Source organism: Mycobacterium sp. Dal123C01 (assembly GCF_052566995.1).
Map to the genome: position 1 here is coordinate 3,985,639 of NZ_CP199580.1, position 18,223 is coordinate 4,003,861.

Annotated in this window: 21 protein-coding genes; 11 read left to right on the plus strand and 10 right to left on the minus strand. The window is 65.5% G+C overall.

Annotated features, from left to right (window positions below; all coding sequences use genetic code 11):
- Window position 1: 1 nt before the first annotated feature.
- Entirely contained in the window at window positions 2–1,564 is a 1,563-nt protein-coding gene (locus tag ACTXG5_RS18795; RefSeq protein ID WP_445160227.1) for a phytoene desaturase family protein, read from the minus strand.
- Between the two features lie 112 nt (window positions 1,565–1,676).
- Between ACTXG5_RS18795 and ACTXG5_RS18800 the strand changes: the two genes are divergently transcribed.
- Entirely contained in the window at window positions 1,677–2,288 is a 612-nt protein-coding gene (locus ACTXG5_RS18800) for a TetR/AcrR family transcriptional regulator (RefSeq protein WP_445160228.1), read from the plus strand.
- On the opposite strand, the gene ACTXG5_RS18805 is transcribed toward ACTXG5_RS18800, so the two are convergent.
- Window positions 2,285–2,836: a TetR/AcrR family transcriptional regulator gene (locus ACTXG5_RS18805; RefSeq protein ID WP_445160229.1), complete on the minus strand. Its 552-nt coding sequence runs from the start codon at window positions 2,834–2,836 to the stop codon at window positions 2,285–2,287. The two genes, ACTXG5_RS18800 and ACTXG5_RS18805, sit on opposite strands and share 4 nt — an antisense overlap.
- Window positions 2,837–2,980: 144 nt before the next feature.
- On the opposite strand from ACTXG5_RS18805, the gene ACTXG5_RS18810 reads away from it, so the two are divergent.
- The gene (locus tag ACTXG5_RS18810; RefSeq protein WP_445160230.1) at window positions 2,981–3,841 is read left to right on the plus strand and encodes an alpha/beta fold hydrolase; all 861 of its coding nucleotides are present in this window, start codon (window positions 2,981–2,983) and stop codon (window positions 3,839–3,841) included.
- Window positions 3,842–3,855: 14 nt separating this feature from the next.
- On the opposite strand, the gene ACTXG5_RS18815 is transcribed toward ACTXG5_RS18810, so the two are convergent.
- Window positions 3,856–4,731, minus strand: coding sequence for a LysR family transcriptional regulator (locus ACTXG5_RS18815; RefSeq protein ID WP_445160231.1), 876 nt, complete (start codon window positions 4,729–4,731; stop codon window positions 3,856–3,858).
- Between the two features lie 104 nt (window positions 4,732–4,835).
- Between ACTXG5_RS18815 and ACTXG5_RS18820 the strand changes: the two genes are divergently transcribed.
- Both ACTXG5_RS18820 and ACTXG5_RS18825 read left to right on the plus strand, forming a co-directional pair.
- Window positions 4,836–5,228 carry a tautomerase family protein gene (locus ACTXG5_RS18820; protein ID WP_445160232.1) on the plus strand — a complete coding sequence of 131 codons (393 nt, stop codon included), beginning with the start codon at window positions 4,836–4,838 and terminating at the stop codon, window positions 5,226–5,228.
- The gene (locus tag ACTXG5_RS18825) at window positions 5,225–6,199 is read left to right on the plus strand and encodes an NAD(P)H-dependent flavin oxidoreductase (RefSeq protein ID WP_445160233.1); all 975 of its coding nucleotides are present in this window, start codon (window positions 5,225–5,227) and stop codon (window positions 6,197–6,199) included. Before ACTXG5_RS18820 ends, ACTXG5_RS18825 begins: the two co-directional genes overlap by 4 nt.
- A gap of 3 nt (window positions 6,200–6,202) precedes the next feature.
- On the opposite strand, the gene ACTXG5_RS18830 is transcribed toward ACTXG5_RS18825, so the two are convergent.
- From ACTXG5_RS18830 to ACTXG5_RS18840, 3 genes are read right to left on the minus strand one after another with little or no spacing between them, the layout of a single operon-like run.
- A complete protein-coding gene (locus ACTXG5_RS18830) occupies window positions 6,203–6,916 on the minus strand; it encodes a hypothetical protein (protein WP_445160234.1) in 714 nt (237 codons plus the stop codon).
- Between the two features lie 14 nt (window positions 6,917–6,930).
- Window positions 6,931–8,388, minus strand: a complete 1,458-nt coding sequence (locus ACTXG5_RS18835; protein ID WP_445160235.1) for a class I adenylate-forming enzyme family protein — start codon at window positions 8,386–8,388, stop codon at window positions 6,931–6,933.
- Between the two features lie 5 nt (window positions 8,389–8,393).
- Window positions 8,394–9,083, minus strand: a complete 690-nt coding sequence (locus tag ACTXG5_RS18840) for a hypothetical protein (protein WP_445164492.1) — start codon at window positions 9,081–9,083, stop codon at window positions 8,394–8,396.
- Window positions 9,084–9,274: 191 nt separating this feature from the next.
- Here ACTXG5_RS18840 and ACTXG5_RS18845 point away from each other — a divergent pair, with 191 nt between their 5' ends.
- The 5 genes from ACTXG5_RS18845 to ACTXG5_RS18865 all read left to right on the plus strand — a co-directional run bounded on the left by ACTXG5_RS18845 (window position 9,275) and on the right by ACTXG5_RS18865 (window position 12,628).
- The gene (locus ACTXG5_RS18845) at window positions 9,275–9,757 is read left to right on the plus strand and encodes a carboxymuconolactone decarboxylase family protein (RefSeq protein WP_445160236.1); all 483 of its coding nucleotides are present in this window, start codon (window positions 9,275–9,277) and stop codon (window positions 9,755–9,757) included.
- A gap of 21 nt (window positions 9,758–9,778) precedes the next feature.
- A complete protein-coding gene (locus tag ACTXG5_RS18850) occupies window positions 9,779–10,408 on the plus strand; it encodes a nitroreductase family protein (protein WP_445160237.1) in 630 nt (209 codons plus the stop codon).
- Window positions 10,408–10,902 (plus strand): SRPBCC family protein, encoded by a 495-nt coding sequence (locus ACTXG5_RS18855; RefSeq protein ID WP_445160238.1) that lies wholly within the window; start codon window positions 10,408–10,410, stop codon window positions 10,900–10,902. The genes ACTXG5_RS18850 and ACTXG5_RS18855 overlap by 1 nt, the downstream gene beginning before the upstream one ends.
- A gap of 82 nt (window positions 10,903–10,984) precedes the next feature.
- On the plus strand, window positions 10,985–11,602 hold the full coding sequence (locus ACTXG5_RS18860) for a hypothetical protein (protein ID WP_445160239.1): 618 nt from the start codon (window positions 10,985–10,987) through the stop codon (window positions 11,600–11,602).
- Window positions 11,603–11,662: 60 nt separating this feature from the next.
- Window positions 11,663–12,628: an FAD-dependent oxidoreductase gene (locus tag ACTXG5_RS18865; protein ID WP_445160240.1), complete on the plus strand. Its 966-nt coding sequence runs from the start codon at window positions 11,663–11,665 to the stop codon at window positions 12,626–12,628.
- Here the strand turns inward: ACTXG5_RS18865 and ACTXG5_RS18870 are convergent.
- Window positions 12,612–13,034: an anti-sigma factor antagonist gene (locus ACTXG5_RS18870; protein WP_445160241.1), complete on the minus strand. Its 423-nt coding sequence runs from the start codon at window positions 13,032–13,034 to the stop codon at window positions 12,612–12,614. The two genes, ACTXG5_RS18865 and ACTXG5_RS18870, sit on opposite strands and share 17 nt — an antisense overlap.
- 255 nt (window positions 13,035–13,289) lie before the next feature.
- Here ACTXG5_RS18870 and ACTXG5_RS18875 point away from each other — a divergent pair, with 255 nt between their 5' ends.
- A complete protein-coding gene (locus tag ACTXG5_RS18875; RefSeq protein WP_445160242.1) occupies window positions 13,290–14,072 on the plus strand; it encodes an enoyl-CoA hydratase/isomerase family protein in 783 nt (260 codons plus the stop codon).
- A 4-nt stretch (window positions 14,073–14,076) separates the two neighbouring features.
- Here ACTXG5_RS18875 and ACTXG5_RS18880 read toward each other — a convergent pair whose 3' ends face one another.
- Together ACTXG5_RS18880 and ACTXG5_RS18885 are read right to left on the minus strand one after the other, a co-directional pair.
- On the minus strand, window positions 14,077–14,478 hold the full coding sequence (locus ACTXG5_RS18880; protein ID WP_445160243.1) for a phage holin family protein: 402 nt from the start codon (window positions 14,476–14,478) through the stop codon (window positions 14,077–14,079).
- A 35-nt stretch (window positions 14,479–14,513) separates the two neighbouring features.
- Complete coding sequence (locus tag ACTXG5_RS18885; protein WP_445160244.1) at window positions 14,514–15,581, minus strand: amidohydrolase family protein; 1,068 nt, start codon at window positions 15,579–15,581, stop codon at window positions 14,514–14,516.
- 142 nt (window positions 15,582–15,723) lie between these two features.
- On the opposite strand from ACTXG5_RS18885, the gene ACTXG5_RS18890 reads away from it, so the two are divergent.
- Window positions 15,724–16,935, plus strand: coding sequence for an MFS transporter (locus tag ACTXG5_RS18890; RefSeq protein WP_445164493.1), 1,212 nt, complete (start codon window positions 15,724–15,726; stop codon window positions 16,933–16,935).
- Between the two features lies 1 nt (window position 16,936).
- Here the strand turns inward: ACTXG5_RS18890 and ACTXG5_RS18895 are convergent, their stop codons facing one another.
- Window positions 16,937–18,211 carry a competence/damage-inducible protein A gene (locus ACTXG5_RS18895; RefSeq protein WP_445160245.1) on the minus strand — a complete coding sequence of 425 codons (1,275 nt, stop codon included), beginning with the start codon at window positions 18,209–18,211 and terminating at the stop codon, window positions 16,937–16,939.
- Between the last annotated feature and the right edge of the window lie 12 nt (window positions 18,212–18,223).

The following is an 18,223-nucleotide window of genomic DNA, read 5'->3' on the forward strand; positions in this document are numbered from 1 at the left end:
GCTATCGGTCGTCCAGAATTTGGTAGGCCGCGTTGTACCCGGGAGTGAACGTAATACCCGGGCCGCCATGACATCCCGCGCCGCCCAGGTGCAGGCCATCGATCGGAATCGGCATGTCCAGAAAGCCTTTCGGTCCGGGCCGGTTGGGCCCCATCAAATCCGGGTGCAGCAGACCGTGGCAGAAGTCGCCGGCGGGTGCGCCGAACATCGTGTTCATATGGTACGGCGCGAACGTGATATGGCGGATCACGATGTCTTTGAAGTTCGGTGCGAATTTGCTGATCTTGTCGATAACACGTTGTGCCATCTCGTTTTTCAGATGCCCATGCTGGTCACGGTCGGCTTCGACCGGGAAGGCGTAGGCGAACGCGCTCGCTGCATGCTTGCCGGGCGGCGCCATGGCGGGGTCGTGCACCGACGGGATCTGCATGCCCATCGACGGGTTGTCCGGAACGAGGCCCTGCCGGCAGATCTCCCATTGCCGCTGTTGCTCTTCCGGTGACCCGAAGATGCCGACCGACTGTTGCATGCCCTCCTCGTTGAGGAACTCATAAGGTGGCGCGAATTCGGGCAGCCCGTCCAGCGCGAAATGAAGCTGGACGAACGAGGCGCGGTGGTCACGCCCCGAGACGCGGGAGAGCAGTTCCGCGGGAACGTGTTCGGGCGCAATGAGCTCGGTGAGAGTGACGTCGGGCGATAAATTGGACACCACGATTGGCGCCGCGATCGTGGAACCGTCCCGCAATCGCACGCCGGTGACCTTCCCGTTCTCGACGAGAATTTCCTCGGCCTTGGTGCGGAAGCGGATCTCGCCGCCATGAGAGACGAAAAGCTCGTGCAGATGTTCGGTGAGTGCGCCGATGCCGCCCTTGAGCTTGGTCATCATCGCGGTGCTGTCGTCGGGTACCGCAAGCGCGAACGCCAAACACGCGGCGCTTCCCGGAGTGTAGGGGCCACGGTAGGTGGAGTTGACGGCTAGGAACGCGAGCATTCCGCGCATGACCGCGTGTTTGTCGTCGGGCAGGTAGCGGTCGATCACGTCCATCGCCGACCCGAACAGCATTTCGTGAATCGCTCGGCGTTCGGCGTCGTTGGTTGCGCAGGCGTACATCTCGTCGAGCGTCTTGGGTGGCCGGCGCACGTCGAAACGCCCGAGCGCCCGCGCGGGTGCCTGGCTCCAGCCGATCAGCTCGGCCATGCCCATGACGGCCTCGATGCCGTGCTTCTCGCCCAAGTGGGTCATCAGCTGCATCGGGTCGCGATAGAAGACCATCGGCTCTTCACCGTTTTCGCCGATGTTGACCGACATCACGTCGGGCTCGATCGCGGGCAGCGTGTCGAGTCCGAGGTCCTTGGTGAGTTGGCTTGCCATCGGGAACTGCACCGAGCCCGCGATCTCATAGCGGAAGCCGTCGATCAATTCGACCGTGGCCGCCATCCCCCCCGCGTAAGTATTGGCTTCCAGGCACACGGTTCGTAGGCCGGCGCGCTGCAGGATCGCCGCGGCGGTCAGCCCGTTGTGCCCGGCGCCCACCACGATTGCGTCGTATTCCGTCTTGCTCATAGTCCTGGCCCTGCCCTCCGTCGGTGATCTGCGCGTGACAAGAATATGTCAGTACTGACATAATGGGAAGATGTCAGTTCTGACGCAAACGGTGAGATACGATCGGCCTGCCATGACTGTGCTAGCCGGTAAGCCGGCCAACCGCCACGAACTGCGCCGACGATCGACGCACGAGGCGCTGCGCCAAGCCGCGTTAAAGAGCTTCGCCCGCAAGGGGTTTACCAACGTGACTGTCACGGAGCTGGCGCGCGAAGCCGGTGTCACCGAACGCACCTTCTTTCGGCATTTCCCGACCAAGGAGTCGGTGCTGTTCCAGGACTACGACACACAGTTGGAATGGCTGGCCGAGGCCCTCGCCCAACGACCGGCCTCCGAATCGCTCTTCGATGCGGTACTGGCGAGCGTCGCGGCCTTCCCGCACGATCTCGAAGTGGTCCGCCAGGCCGCCACTGCCCGCACCGAGTTGATCAGTGCGCAACGCATCGCCGGCCATTTGCGGGTGGTGCAATCCTCGTTCGCCGCGGTGCTGACCGATTTCATCACCAACCGGAATTCGGACGCGCCGAACATCGAGCTGGGTGCCGAGGTTGCGGGTTCTGCCCTGGCCGCGGCTCTCGTTGTGGCAGTCGAGCATTGGGGCCGCAACGGCTGTACCGACGACCTCGGCGAGCTGGTGGCCGCCAGTCTGGATTTGGTCCGCTCCGGTTTGGCGCCGCTGGCCTAATCCGCCGTGGGAGTTCGCGTCGCGAGCCGAAGCAAGCCTGCGCGCAACTCGTCATCGGATTGCCGGGCATCGAGTTCGACGAGGGCGATTTCGGCGACCGCCGCGACCAGCAGCGCCGCGACCGGTTCCGCTGACGCCCATCCGAGCGCCTCCAGGTCGGGCAGTATCAAGGTGGCCGAGCCGTGATTGCGTGCGGCGACCAGGTCGTTCAGCCCGGCTTCGGTGCGGGACTGGACGAGCAATGCCTTGGTGGCCGGCTCGGCCAAGCATCCGTCGAGGTAGGCGTTCATTCCTGCCGCGAGCCGGTCGCGTCCGGGTGGCAGATCGGCCATCGCGGTCTCGATCGACTCGGTCAGTTGGTCGTGGAATCGGGCGTGCAATGCCCGCACGTATTCGGTTCGGCTGGGCCAGTGCTGGTAGAAGCTGCCCTTCGCCATGCCGGCCTCGGCAACGATCGCGTTCACCGAGATCCTGGCCAAGTCGGCGGTTCCCAACAGGCGCTGCCCCGCGTCCAGCAGCGCATTACGTCCGGGCTCAGGCGGTCTCACCGCAATCCCGCCTTGCGTTGGGTGGCAAATGCCGCTTCGGGAGGCGGGGCTGGTGGCATCTCGATTCCCTCCTTGTCACGACGTTCCTATCGAGGTACCGTACGCGATGACCGACCAGTCGGTCAACATGCGAGAGGAACTCCGATGCCGATCATCCAAACCAGGGCAGGCCGGGTCGCGTATAGCGAAAGCGGTAGTGGTCCAACGGTTTTACTGCTGCACGCAACGTTGCATGACCGCCGCGACTTCGACCCGATCCTCGAGGCGCTGGGCCGCCGCTACCACACCATCGCGGTGGACTGGCCCGGCCACGGCGACTCGGATCCTGTCGACTCCGCCCTCGAGCCCAGTGCCCCGCTCTTCGCCGACGTACTCGAGGACGTCGTCGATGGTCTGGGCTTGACGAGGACTGTGCTGATCGGAAATTCGGTCGGCGGGTTTGCCGCCGCACGGTTGGCGATCAATCGGCCTGAATGCGTCGCGGGACTGGTCCTGGTCAACGCGGGCGGGTTCATTCCGTTGAGCCGGCTGACTCGCACCTTCTGCCGGCTTGTCGGGTCGCCGGCGTTTGTCCGGCTGGGCGGTCCCCTGTTCATCCGGGGCTACATGAAGGCCAAGACGGACAGCGACCGGCGGATCGTCGCGCGGGCAATCGCCGCGACCAGAACGCCCGAGGGCATCCGGACCGAAACAGGGCTCTGGCGAAGTTTCGCGACACCCGAGCATGATCTGCGACGCCGTGCCGCGGAACTGACCGCGCCGACGCTCATCGTGTGGGGCAAGAACGACATCGCGATACCGCTGCGCGCCGGGCGCGCGACCCATGACGCCATCGGGGGTTCGCGCTTCGAGATCCTGAACACCGGGCACGTGGTTTTCTCATCGGATCCGGCGGGCTTTCTGGCGATCGCCGAGCCGTTCCTGGAATCGGTCACTGGTCGGGTGTGTACCGTCGGCGACGACACGCCGTCAGATCGCACCGTGGACACACACCGAAAACCCTGATTGCACAATTGATTTCAGGTTCCGGATGCTGTTGCGCTTGCCACCGCGGCCTCGACGAAGCGACGCAGTTCGGCACTGCGAGCGCGCGGCAGAAAAGCCAGGGCGACCGGGCTCTGGGGTGCTCCGCGCAGGGCGATGAACCGCACGCCGGGGTGAATGTTGCGCCTGACGGCGACGTCCGGGATGACGCCGATACCGCGGTCGGCGGCGACGGATTCGATCCATTCGTCGAAATTCGATGTCTCCACGATTGTCTTCGGGCCCTCGCCGGCCGGCCAGGACCACGGTCCGGTGGTGCCGCTGGCGACGTTGACGACCAGCGGCCAGCGTGGCACCTCGGCCCAGTCCAACTCCGGCCTCCCCGCCAGGCGTGAGTGAACAGAACACACCGCCACCCGGGACTCGTTGAACAGGTGGACAACCCGCACGGCGGTCGAGGTCACCTGCCCGCGCACCACGGCGATATTGACCCTTCCCTGCTGCACGGCGGCCAGCGCGTCGTCGGTGCGGATCAAGCTGACCGTCGTTCCGGTGGCCCGCTCGAATCGCGCCACGGTGTCTTGCGCCCACGGGTCGGGCAACAACCAACTGAACCCGAGGCGAATACTCGCCTGAGTCCGCACGGCGTCCACGCCGCGTTCGAGTTCGGCGAGGACCCGCTCGACGTGGTCGAAGAATGTCCGTCCGGCGTGAGTCATCTCCACATGCCGCGAGCTGCGATCCAGGAGGGTGACGCCAAGCGCGTCTTCCAACTGCCGAACAGTGCGGCTCAGCGCGGGTTGGGTGATCGTGAGTTCCTCGGCGGCGTGGGTGAAGGACTGCAGTCGCGCCACCGCTTCGAACGCGCGCAGGTGCCGCAACTCGACTCGGCCGGTGTCCAGCACGCCCATGTCTGAGAAGCATAGATGCTTTACGACAGGCATTTCACAGCCGCTTCCCGTGGTCCTAACGTCGTAACCGAGGCGCACCGCGCCCGCAGGCCAGAGGAGAAACAATGCCGCTTTTGTACGTCGACCTCATCGAGGGCCGCACGCCGCCGGAGGTACGGACGCTGCTGGACGCCATCCATGACGCCGTGGTCGAAGCGTTCGGGGTGCCGCTGCGCGACCGCTATCAGGTGGTGCACACCCATCCCACCCACGAAGTCGTGGCCTGGGATACCGGTCTCGGCATCGACCGCTCGGCACGGCTGGTGGTAGTCCACGTGGTGAGTAGGCGCCGTGCCCGCGCAATGAAGGAACGGTTCTACGAGCTGCTGGCGTCGAATCTGTCCGAACGGTGCGGACTTGACCCGGCCGATCTGATCGTGTCGATCACCGAAAACGTGGACGAAGACTGGTCTTTCGGCCACGGTCGGGCGCAGTTCCTCACCGGAGAGCTCCAGTGAACACCGCGCTGGCCACCCGCCTCACCGCGTTCTTCGGCATCGAGCATCCGATCCTGCTCGCGCCGATGGACGTGGTTTCCGGGGGCCGACTCGCCGCGGCGGTGACATCGTCCGGTGGCCTGGGACTGATCGGTGGAGGTTACGGCGACGCGGAATGGCTGCAACGCGAATTCGATTTGGCCGAGGGGACAAGGGTCGGGTGCGGATTCATCACCTGGAGTGCGGCCCGAAAGCCCGAACTACTCGAGCAGGCCCTCGAGCGGCAGCCGGCCACAATCATGTTGTCGTTCGGCGATCTTCATCCGTTCGCCGACCGCATCCGCGCGGCGGGGGTTCCGCTTACCGCTCAGGTGCAGAACCTCGACCACACGCGCCAGGCCCTTGACGCCGGCGTGGATGTCATCGTGGCGCAAGGCGGCGAGGCAGGCGGGCACGGAATGGCTCTGCGGTCTACTTTCACGCTGGTGCCCCAAGTGGTCGACCTCGTCGCCGAGCGCTCCCCCGAAACGCTGGTGGTGGCCGCCGGCGGTGTCGCCGATGGCCGCGGGCTCGCGGCGGCGCTCGCGCTCGGTGCTGACGGTGTGCTTGTGGGAAGCAGGTTTGTTGCTTCGGCGGAGGCACTGGTATCGCCGCGAGCTCAGCAGCGAGTCATCGAGGCGAATGGCGACGACACCATCCGCACGCAAGTCTATGACCTTGTGCGGCAAGCGGATTGGCCGCCGGAATATAACGGTCGGGTGCTGAGAAATTTGTTGATCGACACGTGGCATGGCAACGAGCACGAACTCGTGACGCGGCTACCGGAGGTCGTGGGCTCTTTCGAGAAGGCCGTCGCGGCGGAGGACTTTAACAGCGTCACCCTGCCGATCGGCGAGGCGATAGGACTGGTTCGCGATATTCGCCCGGCCGCCGACATCGTGCGCGACATGGCGCGCGATGCCGCGCGGATCCTGGGCCGGGCACTTGCCTGACGCTCAGTACAGGGGCGACCAGTCCGACGTCCGCAGCAGCCGGCTCTCCCATTGATCGCGATACTTGAGGGCCTCGACCATGTAGCTGCCCGGCCCCCGGTGCTCGGGCGGCACTTCTTTGGTCAGCAGGTGGACGAGTGCCGCGTAGTTGTTGGAGTCGTCAATCTTTTGCCACAGCATGGCTTCTCGTCGTCGATAGCTTCCGTGCGCGACCTGGAAACAGGCCTGGATGTCGAGGATCCGCATCCGCGCCGGCGCCTGGGACAGCGGCCGATAGTAGATCTCGTCCCAGGAGCGGATGTAGTCGTCGAGTGCTGCGTAGGGCCAGCCGGTGTCTTCCATGAAGAGGCTCAGCGGGTGCGTTGCAGCGTCGGTGGGCACGGTCGCCAGGTCAACCGACTGCAGCGGGGACCAGGCCACCGGCAGCATGAGCTTGCCGGTCACCTCGTGGCGCAGGTTATCGAGTTCGCGCATCCACGGCCGCAGATCCCCCTGCTGGGTGCGTTGCGCCAGGCTTTCCCAGGACGCGCCGTCGGCGACGCCCGTGATCGTGACGACGGTGTAGGACCGTCCGGAGCCGTGCGCTTGGTTGGCGTACCAGAGCAGCCGAGCGTTGTCGTCGTTGGCCAGCGTGGGCATCCAGCCGTCGCGGTAGGCGGCCTCGAATTCGTCATGGCGCGCACCCACCACGTTGTGGGTCTCGTGCAGAAACAACACCTGGACTCCTGAACTCAGCCGTTTTCGGCGATCAGCGTGGCGAGCTGCTCGCGGTTGACCTTGCCGGTCGCGTTGTAGGGGATGTGATCGACGATCGCCAATCGTTCGGGCGCCTTGAAGTAGGCGATCAACTCGCGACAATGTGCTCGCAACTCGTCGAGTGTCACTGGGGCACAAGCCACCACGGCCGCGCCGACCCGCTGCCCCAACTCGTCGTCGGCGATCCCGGCGACCGCGACGTCACTGACTGCCGGATGTGAACGCAATGCTTCCTCGACCTCGATCGGCCCGAACTTCTCTCCCCCGCGATTGATTGTGTCCTTCAGTCGGCCGCTCGGGAAGATGTAGCCATCGCCATCTTGGCGGGCCAGGTCACCGGTGTGCAGCCAGCCTTCGGTGACGTTCTGGGAGGTGTTCACCCACAACTCGCCGACCGTTCCGGCCTCGACGTCGTGGCCCGTCTCGGGGTCCACGACTCGCACTTCCACTCCCGGCAGTGGCCGGCCGACGGAGCCGGCGCGTGCCGGATCGCGGTGATCGTCGGGCAGCAAAGTCGTGTACGCGCCCAGTGTTTCGGTCTGGCCGAATACGTTGGCCAATCCCACGCGCGGCAGCGCGGCCATGGCCCTGCGCACCAGACTCAGCGGCGCGGCCGCTGCCCCGTACGCAATGGCGACCAGAGACGACAGATCAGTACTGGCGAAGTCGGGATGGTCAAGGATCCGCTGCAGCATCGTCGGGACCATGAACGTCGTGGTGACCCGGTGCTCTGACACCAGGCGCAGCCATTCGCCGGCGTCGAACCGCTGCTGTACCACCGCGGTATCACCTGAGTACAAGCTGCCGAGCATGCCCAGCGCGCCGCCGACATGAAACAACGGGACGGTCAGCATGGACACCGTCGGTTTCGCCTCCGCCCGGAAACGCCGCGACATTCCCTTGATGCGCCGGGTGAGCTGCTGGGAGCTGATGCTGACGGTCTTCGGGAGTCCGGTTGTCCCGCTGGTGAAAAGGATCAACGCGTCCCGGTCGTCGGCAGTGTCGGGATCCGGATCGATGGTGTCGTCGGCGGGCGACTCCGAATGGCCCGCGAGGTCAGCGAGCGTTAGTACCGTGGCGACGCCCGCTTCCCGGACCCCATCGACGTACGGCTCCCCCGCCACAGCTACGTCGGCGCAGCCGGCATTCTTGAGCAGTCCTTGCAACTCCGGCGGCGTCAGCGCGGGGTTCATCAGCGCCGGCGCGGCGCCGATACGCGCCGCCCCGAGCAATGCCGCGACCGATAGCAGGCTTCCGCCGTCGACGACCGCGACGCGCTGCCCGGGTGTGACGCCATGGGCGGCCAGGCCTGCCGCGCACTGCCGTACTACCGTCGCCAGCTCGCCGTAACTGACGGTGCGCCCGCCGGCGATGAGCGCAGCCCGGCCGGGATCGGTGGTGGCGGCGGCGTCATGGATCGTCCCGGTGTTCATGCGGCTTAGTACAGGGGTGACCACTCGGAGGTACGCAGCAGCCGACTGGTCCACTGATCGCGCAGGTCCAAGGCCTCGTACATCCAGGTGCCCGGAGCGCGGTACTCGGCGGGAATATGGCTGCGGAGCAGGTCGAGCAGTGCGTCCGGCCGGCTGATGCGCTGCATCAGGATCACCTCACGACGCACATGGCTGCCGAGGGCGGGCTGGAATGCGGCGTGCATCGTCAGCATCGAGGATGGCCCCTCGAGACTCCTGGCGTACACCTCACCGCAGCGGACGATGTATTCCTCGAACTTGTCCTCGTAGGGCCACATGGTGTCTTCCATGTAGAGGGTCATCTCGTGCTCGCGCCCGTCGACGGGCACCTCGTCGAACTGCAACTGCCCAAGCGGTGACCAGGGCAGCGGCATCAGCAGCTTTGCGTCGACCTCGTGGCGGAGCTCATCGACGCCACGCATCCACTCCTGAAGGTCGCCCTTCTGCACGCGCAGGGTGAGCCGCTCCCACGCCGCTCCGTCGCGAACGGCCGTGACGGTGACAACGGTGTAGGCGGGGCCGCTGCCGTGCGCCTGGTTGGCGTACCACAGCAGCCGAGCGTCGTCGTCGCGCGCGAGTATGGGCATCCAGCCGTCGCGAAACGCGGCCTCGAAGTCGTCTTCCGCGCGGCCGCGCACCTTGTGTAGCTCGTGCATGAACAGCACGGAGGAACCTCCATTCGCGGCGCTGGGCTGAACGCCGCTCCACGGACGGTAGCCCCGGGGATGTGACGCGTCCAGACCGGGTTTGTCATATGCCCAATTACACCCGTTGGTGAGCTGGACAGTCGACTTGAGAATCTGGTTTGCTCCAGTCGGTACCGTCCTTACCGGGCAGGAGTTCTCCCATGGCAAGGCTCAACGTGCCGGAGGGCCCAGGTGGCGAAGCCGCCATGATCTGGACGCTGCGGCCGCAGCTCGGCGGCATGGTCGAACGCATGATCCGCGGCGCCTATCAGCAGAGCATCCTGCCGGCCGACGAGCGTGAGCTGGCCAGAATGCGGATCGCGCAGATCAACGACTGCGTTGCCTGCTCGGGTTTTCGCGCCCAGTCGGTGCTGGATGCCGGTGTGGCCCCCGAGCTGTACGACAACGTCGCCGCGTATGCGAGCTACCCCGGTTACACGCCGCGCCAGCGCCTCGCCATTGAGTACGCCGAGCGCTTCGCCAACGATCACGCGTCCATGGATGACGCGTTCTTCCAACGACTTCAAGAGGCATTCTCCGACGAGGAGATTCTCGATCTCACGCTGTGCGTTGCGGTGTTTCTGGGCCTGGGGCGTTCCCTGACCGTGCTGGGCGTCGACCAGTCCTGCGCGATCGACATCTAACCAAGCAACCGGAAGGAACGAATGGACATCGCGACCGTCGATGAACTGCTGAGCACCACACGGGCGGTGCGCAAACGCCTTGATCTGGAACGGCCGGTCGGCCGCGAGGTGATCCTCGAATGCATCCAGCTGGCGATGCAGGCGCCGACGGCCAGCAACACGCAGGACTGGCGGTGGTTGGTGATCACCGACGCCGGCAAGCGGGCCGCGATCGCCGACATCTACCGCGGCATCGGGGCCCAATACCTGGCGCAGGCGGCGGATAACGCGACGGATCCGCAGACCCGGCGGGTGTACCAGAGCGCGGCGAGCCTGACCGACACGCTGGCCCGCGTTCCGGTGCACGTGATTCCGTGCCTCGAGCAACGCATCGACACCGCGGAACCGGGCATCGCCGCGGCGGCTTGGGCGTCGATCATCCCGGCAGGCTGGAGCTTTTTGCTGGCACTGCGCTCGCGTGGACTGGGATCGGTGTGGACGACGATGCATCTGTTCAAGGAGCAAGAGGTCGCCGAGTTGCTCGGCATTCCCCCCACGGTCATGCAGGCCGCGCTATTCCCCGTCGCCTACACGATCGGCACCGACTTCCGGCCGGCTGCGCGGCCGCCCGCGGCCAGCATCACGTTCTGGGACGGCTGGGGAGACAGCTGATGCAGTCCTACACCGTGCGATTCCACGTCGATGCACCGCCGAGAAAGGTCTGGCGAGTGCTGCATCCGCCGGCGCCACCGAACGCGCCGCGCCCGCGGGTGCTCAAGTGGCCTACCGGGAGCATGGAAATCCTGAACGAGGGCAACGAGGCCGGCGAGGGTCTGGTCCGCACCTGCATCTACCCGGTGCCCAAATACCTGCTGTCCGGCGGCCGGGCGCGTTCGTGGGAGACCGTGACCGAGGCAGAGCTCAACAAGCTGTCGCGCTATGTGGCCGTCGGTGCGCCGCTGTGGTCGCGCGCCGAGGGATATCACCAGCTCGAAGAGCAGCCCGACGGCACCACCGTGCTGACCTTTCACGAGACGTATCACGCCTACAACCCGGTGCTGCGTATCTTCCTCGAACGCCCGGTACACGCGAGGATTTCGCGGGACAACCTCGACACGTATGAGCACGCGCTCAGCTACGCCGGCCAGGTGCGGCGGCTGACTTAGCCGATCTTCGGCGTCGTATCGCGTCCCGTCCGATGCGGCAGGGATGTGAAATCGCGCGTCTGCGCCGGTACGCTGCTGTTCTATGGGGTTCAAGGCAGCAGCGCCCAATGTGGCACGGTTCGTCGCCGCGGGGCTGATCTTCGGGGCCTGGGCGGTGTCGGGAGCGGTAGCCGGCGCGGATCCAGAGCCGACGCCGTCTCCCGCGCCGTCAGCTGCACCCACCTCCGCACCCGCGTCCGCGCCGGCATCCACGCCCGCGCCCACGTCGGTCCCTGCCTCCGCCCCGGCGTCCGCACCTGCGGCCACGCCCGCGCCCGCGGGGTCGCCGGCGCCCCCGCCTGGATCCGGGCCGAAGACGAGCATCGACAAAGACGGCCTATATGCGGTGGGTACCGACATCGTGCCCGGCATCTACAGCAGCGGCGGCCCCGTCGGCAACGGCACCTGCTACTGGAAGCGGACGTCCAACCCCGACGGCGCCCTGATCGATAACTCACTGACCAAAAAGCCGCAGGTGGTCCGGATCGACCCGACGGACAAAGCCTTCAAGACGGACGGCTGCCAGCCCTGGCAGCTGACCCCGGACGCCACTCCGCCCGCTGACGTCCCCGGGCCGATCGCCGGCGCCCAACTGCAAGGCACCATGGGCATTCTCAACGGGCTGCTCGCGCCCAACGGACAGCGAGTACCCGGTACCTGATCCGGTAGGACCCGGCCAGCCGCAGCCCCGCGACCGTTCCGTTTTGGCTAGCGTGGCGTCGTGGCCAGTGCGCAGCAGATTGTCGTCGTCGGTGCCGGAGTCAGCGGACTGACGTCGGCAGTGCGCCTGGCCGAAGCGGGGTGGCCGGTCCGGGTGTGGACTGCCGTAATGCCGAAGCAGACGACCTCGGTCGTGGCCGGTGCGGTATGGGCCCCGCCGCGGCCGGCCGAACGTGCCACCAAAACACTGGCGTGGACGCAATATTCGCTTGGCGTGTTCCGCGAGCTGGCCGCCGACCCCGACACCGGCGTGCAGATGGCGCCGGCGCTGAGCGTCGGCGAACTAACCGCGACCGAGGCGATGTCGTCCGCGGCGCAGCTGATCCCCGACCTGCGCCCGGCTGAGCCGGCCGACCTGCCGGAGGGCTTTCGGGTCGGGTTTCGCGGCACTGTGCCGATGATCGACATGCCGCACTACCTCGACTACCTGACTCAGCGACTTGCCGCGGCCGGTTGCGAGATCGAGGAACATCCCGTGCAGTCGCTGGCCGAAGCCGCCGACGCGGCACCGGTCGTGGTCAACTGTTCCGGTCTGGGTGCCCGAGCCCTGGTCGGCGACGACACGGTACGGCCGTTGTTCGGCCAGCATGTTGTCCTCGCCAATCCTGGTCTGCAACAACTATTTCTAGAGATCAGCACTGGCCCGGAATGGGTCTGCTACTTTCCGCACCCGCAGCGCGTGGTCTGCGGCGGTATCAGCATCCCGGATCGCTGGGACACCACTGCTGAACCTGACATCACCGACCGCATCGTGGCGCGCTGCCGCCGGATCGAGCCAAGGCTTGCCGGGGCCGAGGTGATCGAGACGATTACCGGGCTGCGTCCTGACCGCCCCTCGGTGCGACTGGAAGCCGAGCCACTCGGACGGGCGCGCTGCATCCACAACTACGGCCACGGTGGCAATGGCGTGACCCTGTCCTGGGGTTGCGCGCGCGATGTGGTGCGTCTGGTCAGCCCTGATCGCTGACCGGCGATAGCGCCGTCTCCACCGTCGCGTAGGTCGGCAGCAGCGGACGGAGTCCGCATGCGGTGATAGTTCGGGCTACGACGGGCTCGTGAGTGACCAGCCGCAGAGCCACGCCGCGATTGCGGCACTGCTCCGCCTCGTGCGCCAAAGCGGCATAACCGCACGACCCCATGAAGTCGAGGTCGCTGACGTCGATGACGAACGGGCCGGGCGCGACGGTTTCGGCAGCGCCTCGGCTCAGCACGTCCTTCCAGGTGCGCTCGTTACTGGCATCGATGTCACCACCGACGTGAACGACGACCGAGGAACCGGTGCGCTCGGTGACCGCGTTGAGACCGCTTGGCGCATAACCAACGAACGAATGTCCGTTGTTAGGCCGGGAGATTCCAATTGCGGCAGTGTCCATCTTCGCGACATCCCGTCGTCGTAGGCTGTATCGGGCGACGCCGTCCTTTTCCCGAGAAGGTCGGCAGGGGTTGTCGTCAAACCGACGGCGGTCGGTTTCCACGTCGTTGCTAAGCGTATGTGCAATTGAGATTTGCCGACGTGAAATTGCGCAAATCGATCCGTTTCCCCACCACCTGGTCGCGGTCGAAGGTCACTGAAACCCTTACTATTTCAGTAACGGTAGGAACGACGGACTGAAACGGTGGGACACCCGGTGAGCATCGATTACACGCTGCACGCCCACATTGCCACCATTACGATCAACCGCCCCGAAACGCGCAACTCGCTGGATATGGAACACTTCCGCGATCTGGCCCATGCATGGGCCGAATTCCGTGACGACGACGGCGCTTGGGTCGCCGTCGTCACCGGCGTCGGACGGGATTTTTGCACCGGAGCAGATCTGAAGAAATTCATTCCGGAACTGACCGGTGACCTTCCCAAACCGGATGGGTGGGACGCGCTTGACGCTATCCACGCCGTGTTGCATCGCTTCGCGGTGTACAAACCGATCATCGCCGCGGTGAATGGCACCTGCGTCGCGGGCGGCTTTGAGATGTTGGGCTGCACCGACATCCGCGTGGCGGTGCCCGAAGCGCGATTCGCGGTGATGGAGCCCAAGCGCGGGCTTTTCGCCGGCGGAGGCAGCACGGTGCGGCTGCCGCGCCAGATTCCTTACGCCCTGGCGATGGAGCTCTTACTGACTGCCGACATGGTGGACGCGCAGCGAGCCCTGGTCATGGGCCTGCTCAACCAGGTGGTCCCGGCGGAGCGCCTGATGGATACCGCCTATGACTACGCCGAGCGCATCGCGGCCAACGCACCGCTCGCGGTCTTTGCGACCAAACAGTCTGCGGTCGAAGGGCTGACGCTCGACCTCGAGTCGGCCTACGACAACGAGACCCGGCACAGCGACCGGGTTTTCGCGACCGAGGACGCCAAGGAAGGACCCCGCGCCTTCGCCGAGAAGCGAGCACCGCGGTGGCAGGCGCGCTGAGGTCTCAACGGCGAGTGCGGCGGCCGACGTCGCCGATCACCAGGGACAGCAGCCAGCTCACAATCGACAGCAGGATCGCTGCCCAGACCGCCGTCCACCAGAAGTGGTCGATCTGCAATCCCCAGTGCGTGGTGTGTTCGGTGATCCGTGCGGTGAGCCAGAGCATCAACGCGTTGACGACGACATGAAATAAGCCAAGGGTCACGATGTACAGCGGGATCGACAGAAACTGAACGACCGGCTTGATGAACGCGTTCACCAGACCGAAGACCACGGCCACGACGAAGATGATGCCGATCCTCTCCAACGGCGACTTGCCGCCGACGAAGCTCAGCCCGTGAACGAAGTGCGTAACGATCCACATGGCAAAACCAGTCAATGTGGCGCGAAGCAGAAATGGGCCCATGCCGGAAGATCCTGCCATGCCAATGGCAGGCAGATTCAGTTCAGGGCGTAGAAGCGCTGAGCATTCAAGCCGCTGATTTTTTCGCGTGCTTTTTCGCTGATGTCGGTGCGGGTCCGCAGATGTTTGGTGCTTTCCGGCCATTCGCCGTCCCAATGCGGGTAGTCGCTGGCGAACATGATGAAGTCGTCGCCGAGCACGTCGATCACCCCGGGCAGGATCGGCTCCTCCGGCTCGCACGTCACGAAGATGTTGCCCGCCTTCAGGTATTCGTGGGGATCGCGGCGCCAGCCGCGCTCGACCCAATCGCCGCGCTTCTCGTAGTGCTCGTGCAGGCGATCCATGAAGAACGGCACCCACCCGGCGCCCGCTTCGAGGAAGGCGACCTTCAGCCGGGGATGCCGCTCGAAGACGCCGCCGGAGACCAGCGCGGTCATCGCCGTCATCTGATCGAACGGAAAGCTGATGCAGTGCACCTGGATGTAGTTCGTGAAGCGGTCCACCCCGATCTTGGGCAGATGGATGCCGGGCGCGCCGTGAATGCCCAGTGGCATCTCCAATTCGACGGCGGTGGCGTAGAACTCGTCGAGGTCGGGGTGATCGAGATTGCGGGTCTTCAGCGCCGGCGGGACGAGAGTGGCGAGCAGCCCGAGGTCCTTGGCCTCGCGCATGATGTCGATGGCTGCCTGCCCGTGCTCGATCGGCGTCACGGCCACGCCGCGCAACCGGCCGCCCGACGACGCGCAGTAATCCGCGATCCACTCGTTGTAGAGCCGCGCGAATCCCGCTGCGAAGTCAGGATCTTCGAGGCTGGGCGCGCATAGCCCGAGACTCGGATAGAGGACCATCGTGTCGATGTGATCGCGATCGGCATCTTGGACCACACCCTGCGGCGACGAGCAGTGGATGTCGGGCGCTTTGCTGATGCCGTGCTCGGGTGGACAGCCCGCGCCCGGGCCTTCGTCCTCCGGGTAATAACGACCCTCGATCATCAACCGCAGCCGCCGGTCGGTGCTGGGTTTCACGTGATCCGGCCAGCGCTTGATCGCCTCGATCGCCAGTGACGGGTTCTCGGCAACGTGCCCATCGGCATCGATGATCCGCATATTGGAAACTTACGCCCGCCGATTGGATGGACAACGCGGATTGGCTGGACAAAGGGTCGCGATATGAGTCTGAGTGCGCCACGATGCTCACGTGACAACTCAACGGCTTAACGCTGATCAGCGAAACTCGTTCATCGCGGCGATGTTGGGCTGGACGATGGACGCCTTCGATTACTTCATCGTGGTGTTCGTCTACGCCGATATCGCCAAGACTTTCCACATCAGCAAGGCCGAGGTCGCGTTCGTCACGACCGCCACCTTGGCCATGCGCCCGGTGGGCGCCTTGCTGTTTGGGCTCTGGGCCGACCGGGTCGGTCGGCGGCTCCCGCTGATGGTGGACGTGATCTTCTACTCCATCGTCGGCTTCCTGTGCGCATTCGCGCCCAACTTCACCGTGCTGATGATTCTGCGGATGCTGTACGGCCTCGGAATGGGCGGCGAGTGGGGGCTGGGTGCCGCGCTCGCGATGGAAAAAGTCCCCGTCGAGCGGCGCGGCTTTTTCTCCGGGCTACTACAGGAGGGCTACGCACTCGGCTATCTGCTGGCCAGTGTGGGATCGCTGGTGGTGATGGATTGGCTGGGGCTGTCGTGGCGTTGGTTGTTCGCGCTGTCGATCGTCCCGGCGCTGATCAGCCTGATCATCCGCTACCGGGTGCAGGAATCCGAGGTGTGGGAAGCCGCCCAGGACCGGATGAAGGTCACCAACACCAAAATCCGTGACGTGCTGCGTAACGGCGCTGTCGTCCGCCGGTTCTTCTACCTGGTTGCCTTGATGACGGCGTTCAACTGGATGAGCCACGGTACCCAGGACGTTTACCCGACTTTCCTGGGCGCGACGACCAACCACGGTGCGGGGCTGTCTAGCGTGACGGTCAAGTGGATTGTGGTGGTCTACAACATCGGCGCCATCATGGGGGGGCTGTTCTTCGGCACGCTGTCTCAGCGGTTCAGTCGCCGCTACACCGTGGTTTTCTGTGCGGTGTTGGGCCTGCCGATCGTGCCGCTGTTCGCCTTCTCGCGTACTGCGGCGATGTTGTGTCTCGGTTCGTTTTTGATGCAGGTTTGCGTGCAGGGCGCCTGGGGTGTGATCCCGGCGCATCTGACCGAGATGTCGCCGGACGCCATCCGTGGTCTCTACCCCGGGGTGACCTATCAGCTCGGTAATCTGCTGGCCGCGTTCAACCTGCCCATCCAGGAGCGTCTGGCCGAGACGCACGGCTACCCGTTCGCACTGACCGTGACGATCGTGCCGGTGTTGCTCGCGGTCACGATATTGACGCTGATCGGCAAGGATGCGACCGGAATCCGGTTTGGCACCGCCGAAACCGCTTTCCTACCAAGAGGAGCGACGTGACCTAGACGGCTTCCGGGCCGCCGAGCGCGCGCCGCAACATGTGCATGGCCACCGTCGTCGAGCGCTCGCGGATGTCGGAGCGGCTCCCGGGGAGCCGCAGGGTGCGGGTATCCGTCGAGCCGTTGGCGAGCTTCACGGTGAAACAGACCGTTCCTACCGGCTTTTCCGGCGTTCCCCCACCGGGGCCGGCGATCCCGGTGATGGCGACGGCGGTGTCGGCGCCGAAGCGCTGCAGCGCGCCCGCCGCCATCGCCTCCGCGACGGGTTCGGACACCGCGCCGTGTTTTTCGATCAGGGCGGGGTCGACGCCGAGCAGCTCCGCCTTGGCCTCGTCGGAGTAGCTCACCACGCCGCCCATCACGTAATCGGACGAACCGGGCCGGTCGGTCAGCCGCGCGGCCACCAGCCCGGCAGTGCAGGACTCCGCGGTGGCGATCCGACGTCCGGACAGTAACCGTGCGACCACATCGTCCACCTGCGAGCCGTCTTCGGAGTACAGCTGCTGCCCGTGCCGGTCACGCAGTAGCTGTGTCAGCTGTGCGTACACGTCGGCGGCGTCCGGCTCGTAGCGGGTGACCATTTCGATCTCGCCCCGCCGCAGGCAGGTGGTGATCTCCAGCGACTCAAATCCGGCGACGGATTTCTCGGCATCACGCAGCGTTTCGGCCAGTCCCGACTCGGGCAGTCCGAACATCCGGATGGTGTCCTGGCGGTAGATCGTCCGGCCGGCGATCGCCTGCTGGGCCGCGGGAGTCTCGATAGCCTTATGCCACATTGGCTGAAGCTCGCGTGGCGGTCCCGGCAGCACGATCACCGTCGGCTTTCCGGGCACGACGACGCCCGGTGCGGTTCCTACCGGGTCGAGCACCTGCGAACCGACGGGAACCATGGCCTGCTTGCGGTTGGCGGCGCGCACCGCGTCGAAGCTTTCCGAATCGAAGTGCGCCATCAGCTTTTTGAGAATGTTGGCGATCTTGCCTTCGACTTCTTCGTCGAGCGCCAGATCGCGCTCACAGAAGCGCGCCACCACCTCGACGGTCATGTCGTCGGCCGTCGGACCCAGGCCGCCGCTGGTGGCGATCAGGTCCACGCCCTGGTCGGCCATGAAGCGTAGCTGTGCCTCGATGTCGGCCGGGCGATCGCCGCAGATCGTGATGTGCGCGAGTTCCACGCCGAGTTCGAGCAGCCGGTCGGCGATCCACGGGCCGTTTCGGTCTTGGACGCGTCCGGTGAGGACTTCGGTTCCGGTGACGACGATGCCTGCGCGTGCGCTCACCGGCACGAGCCT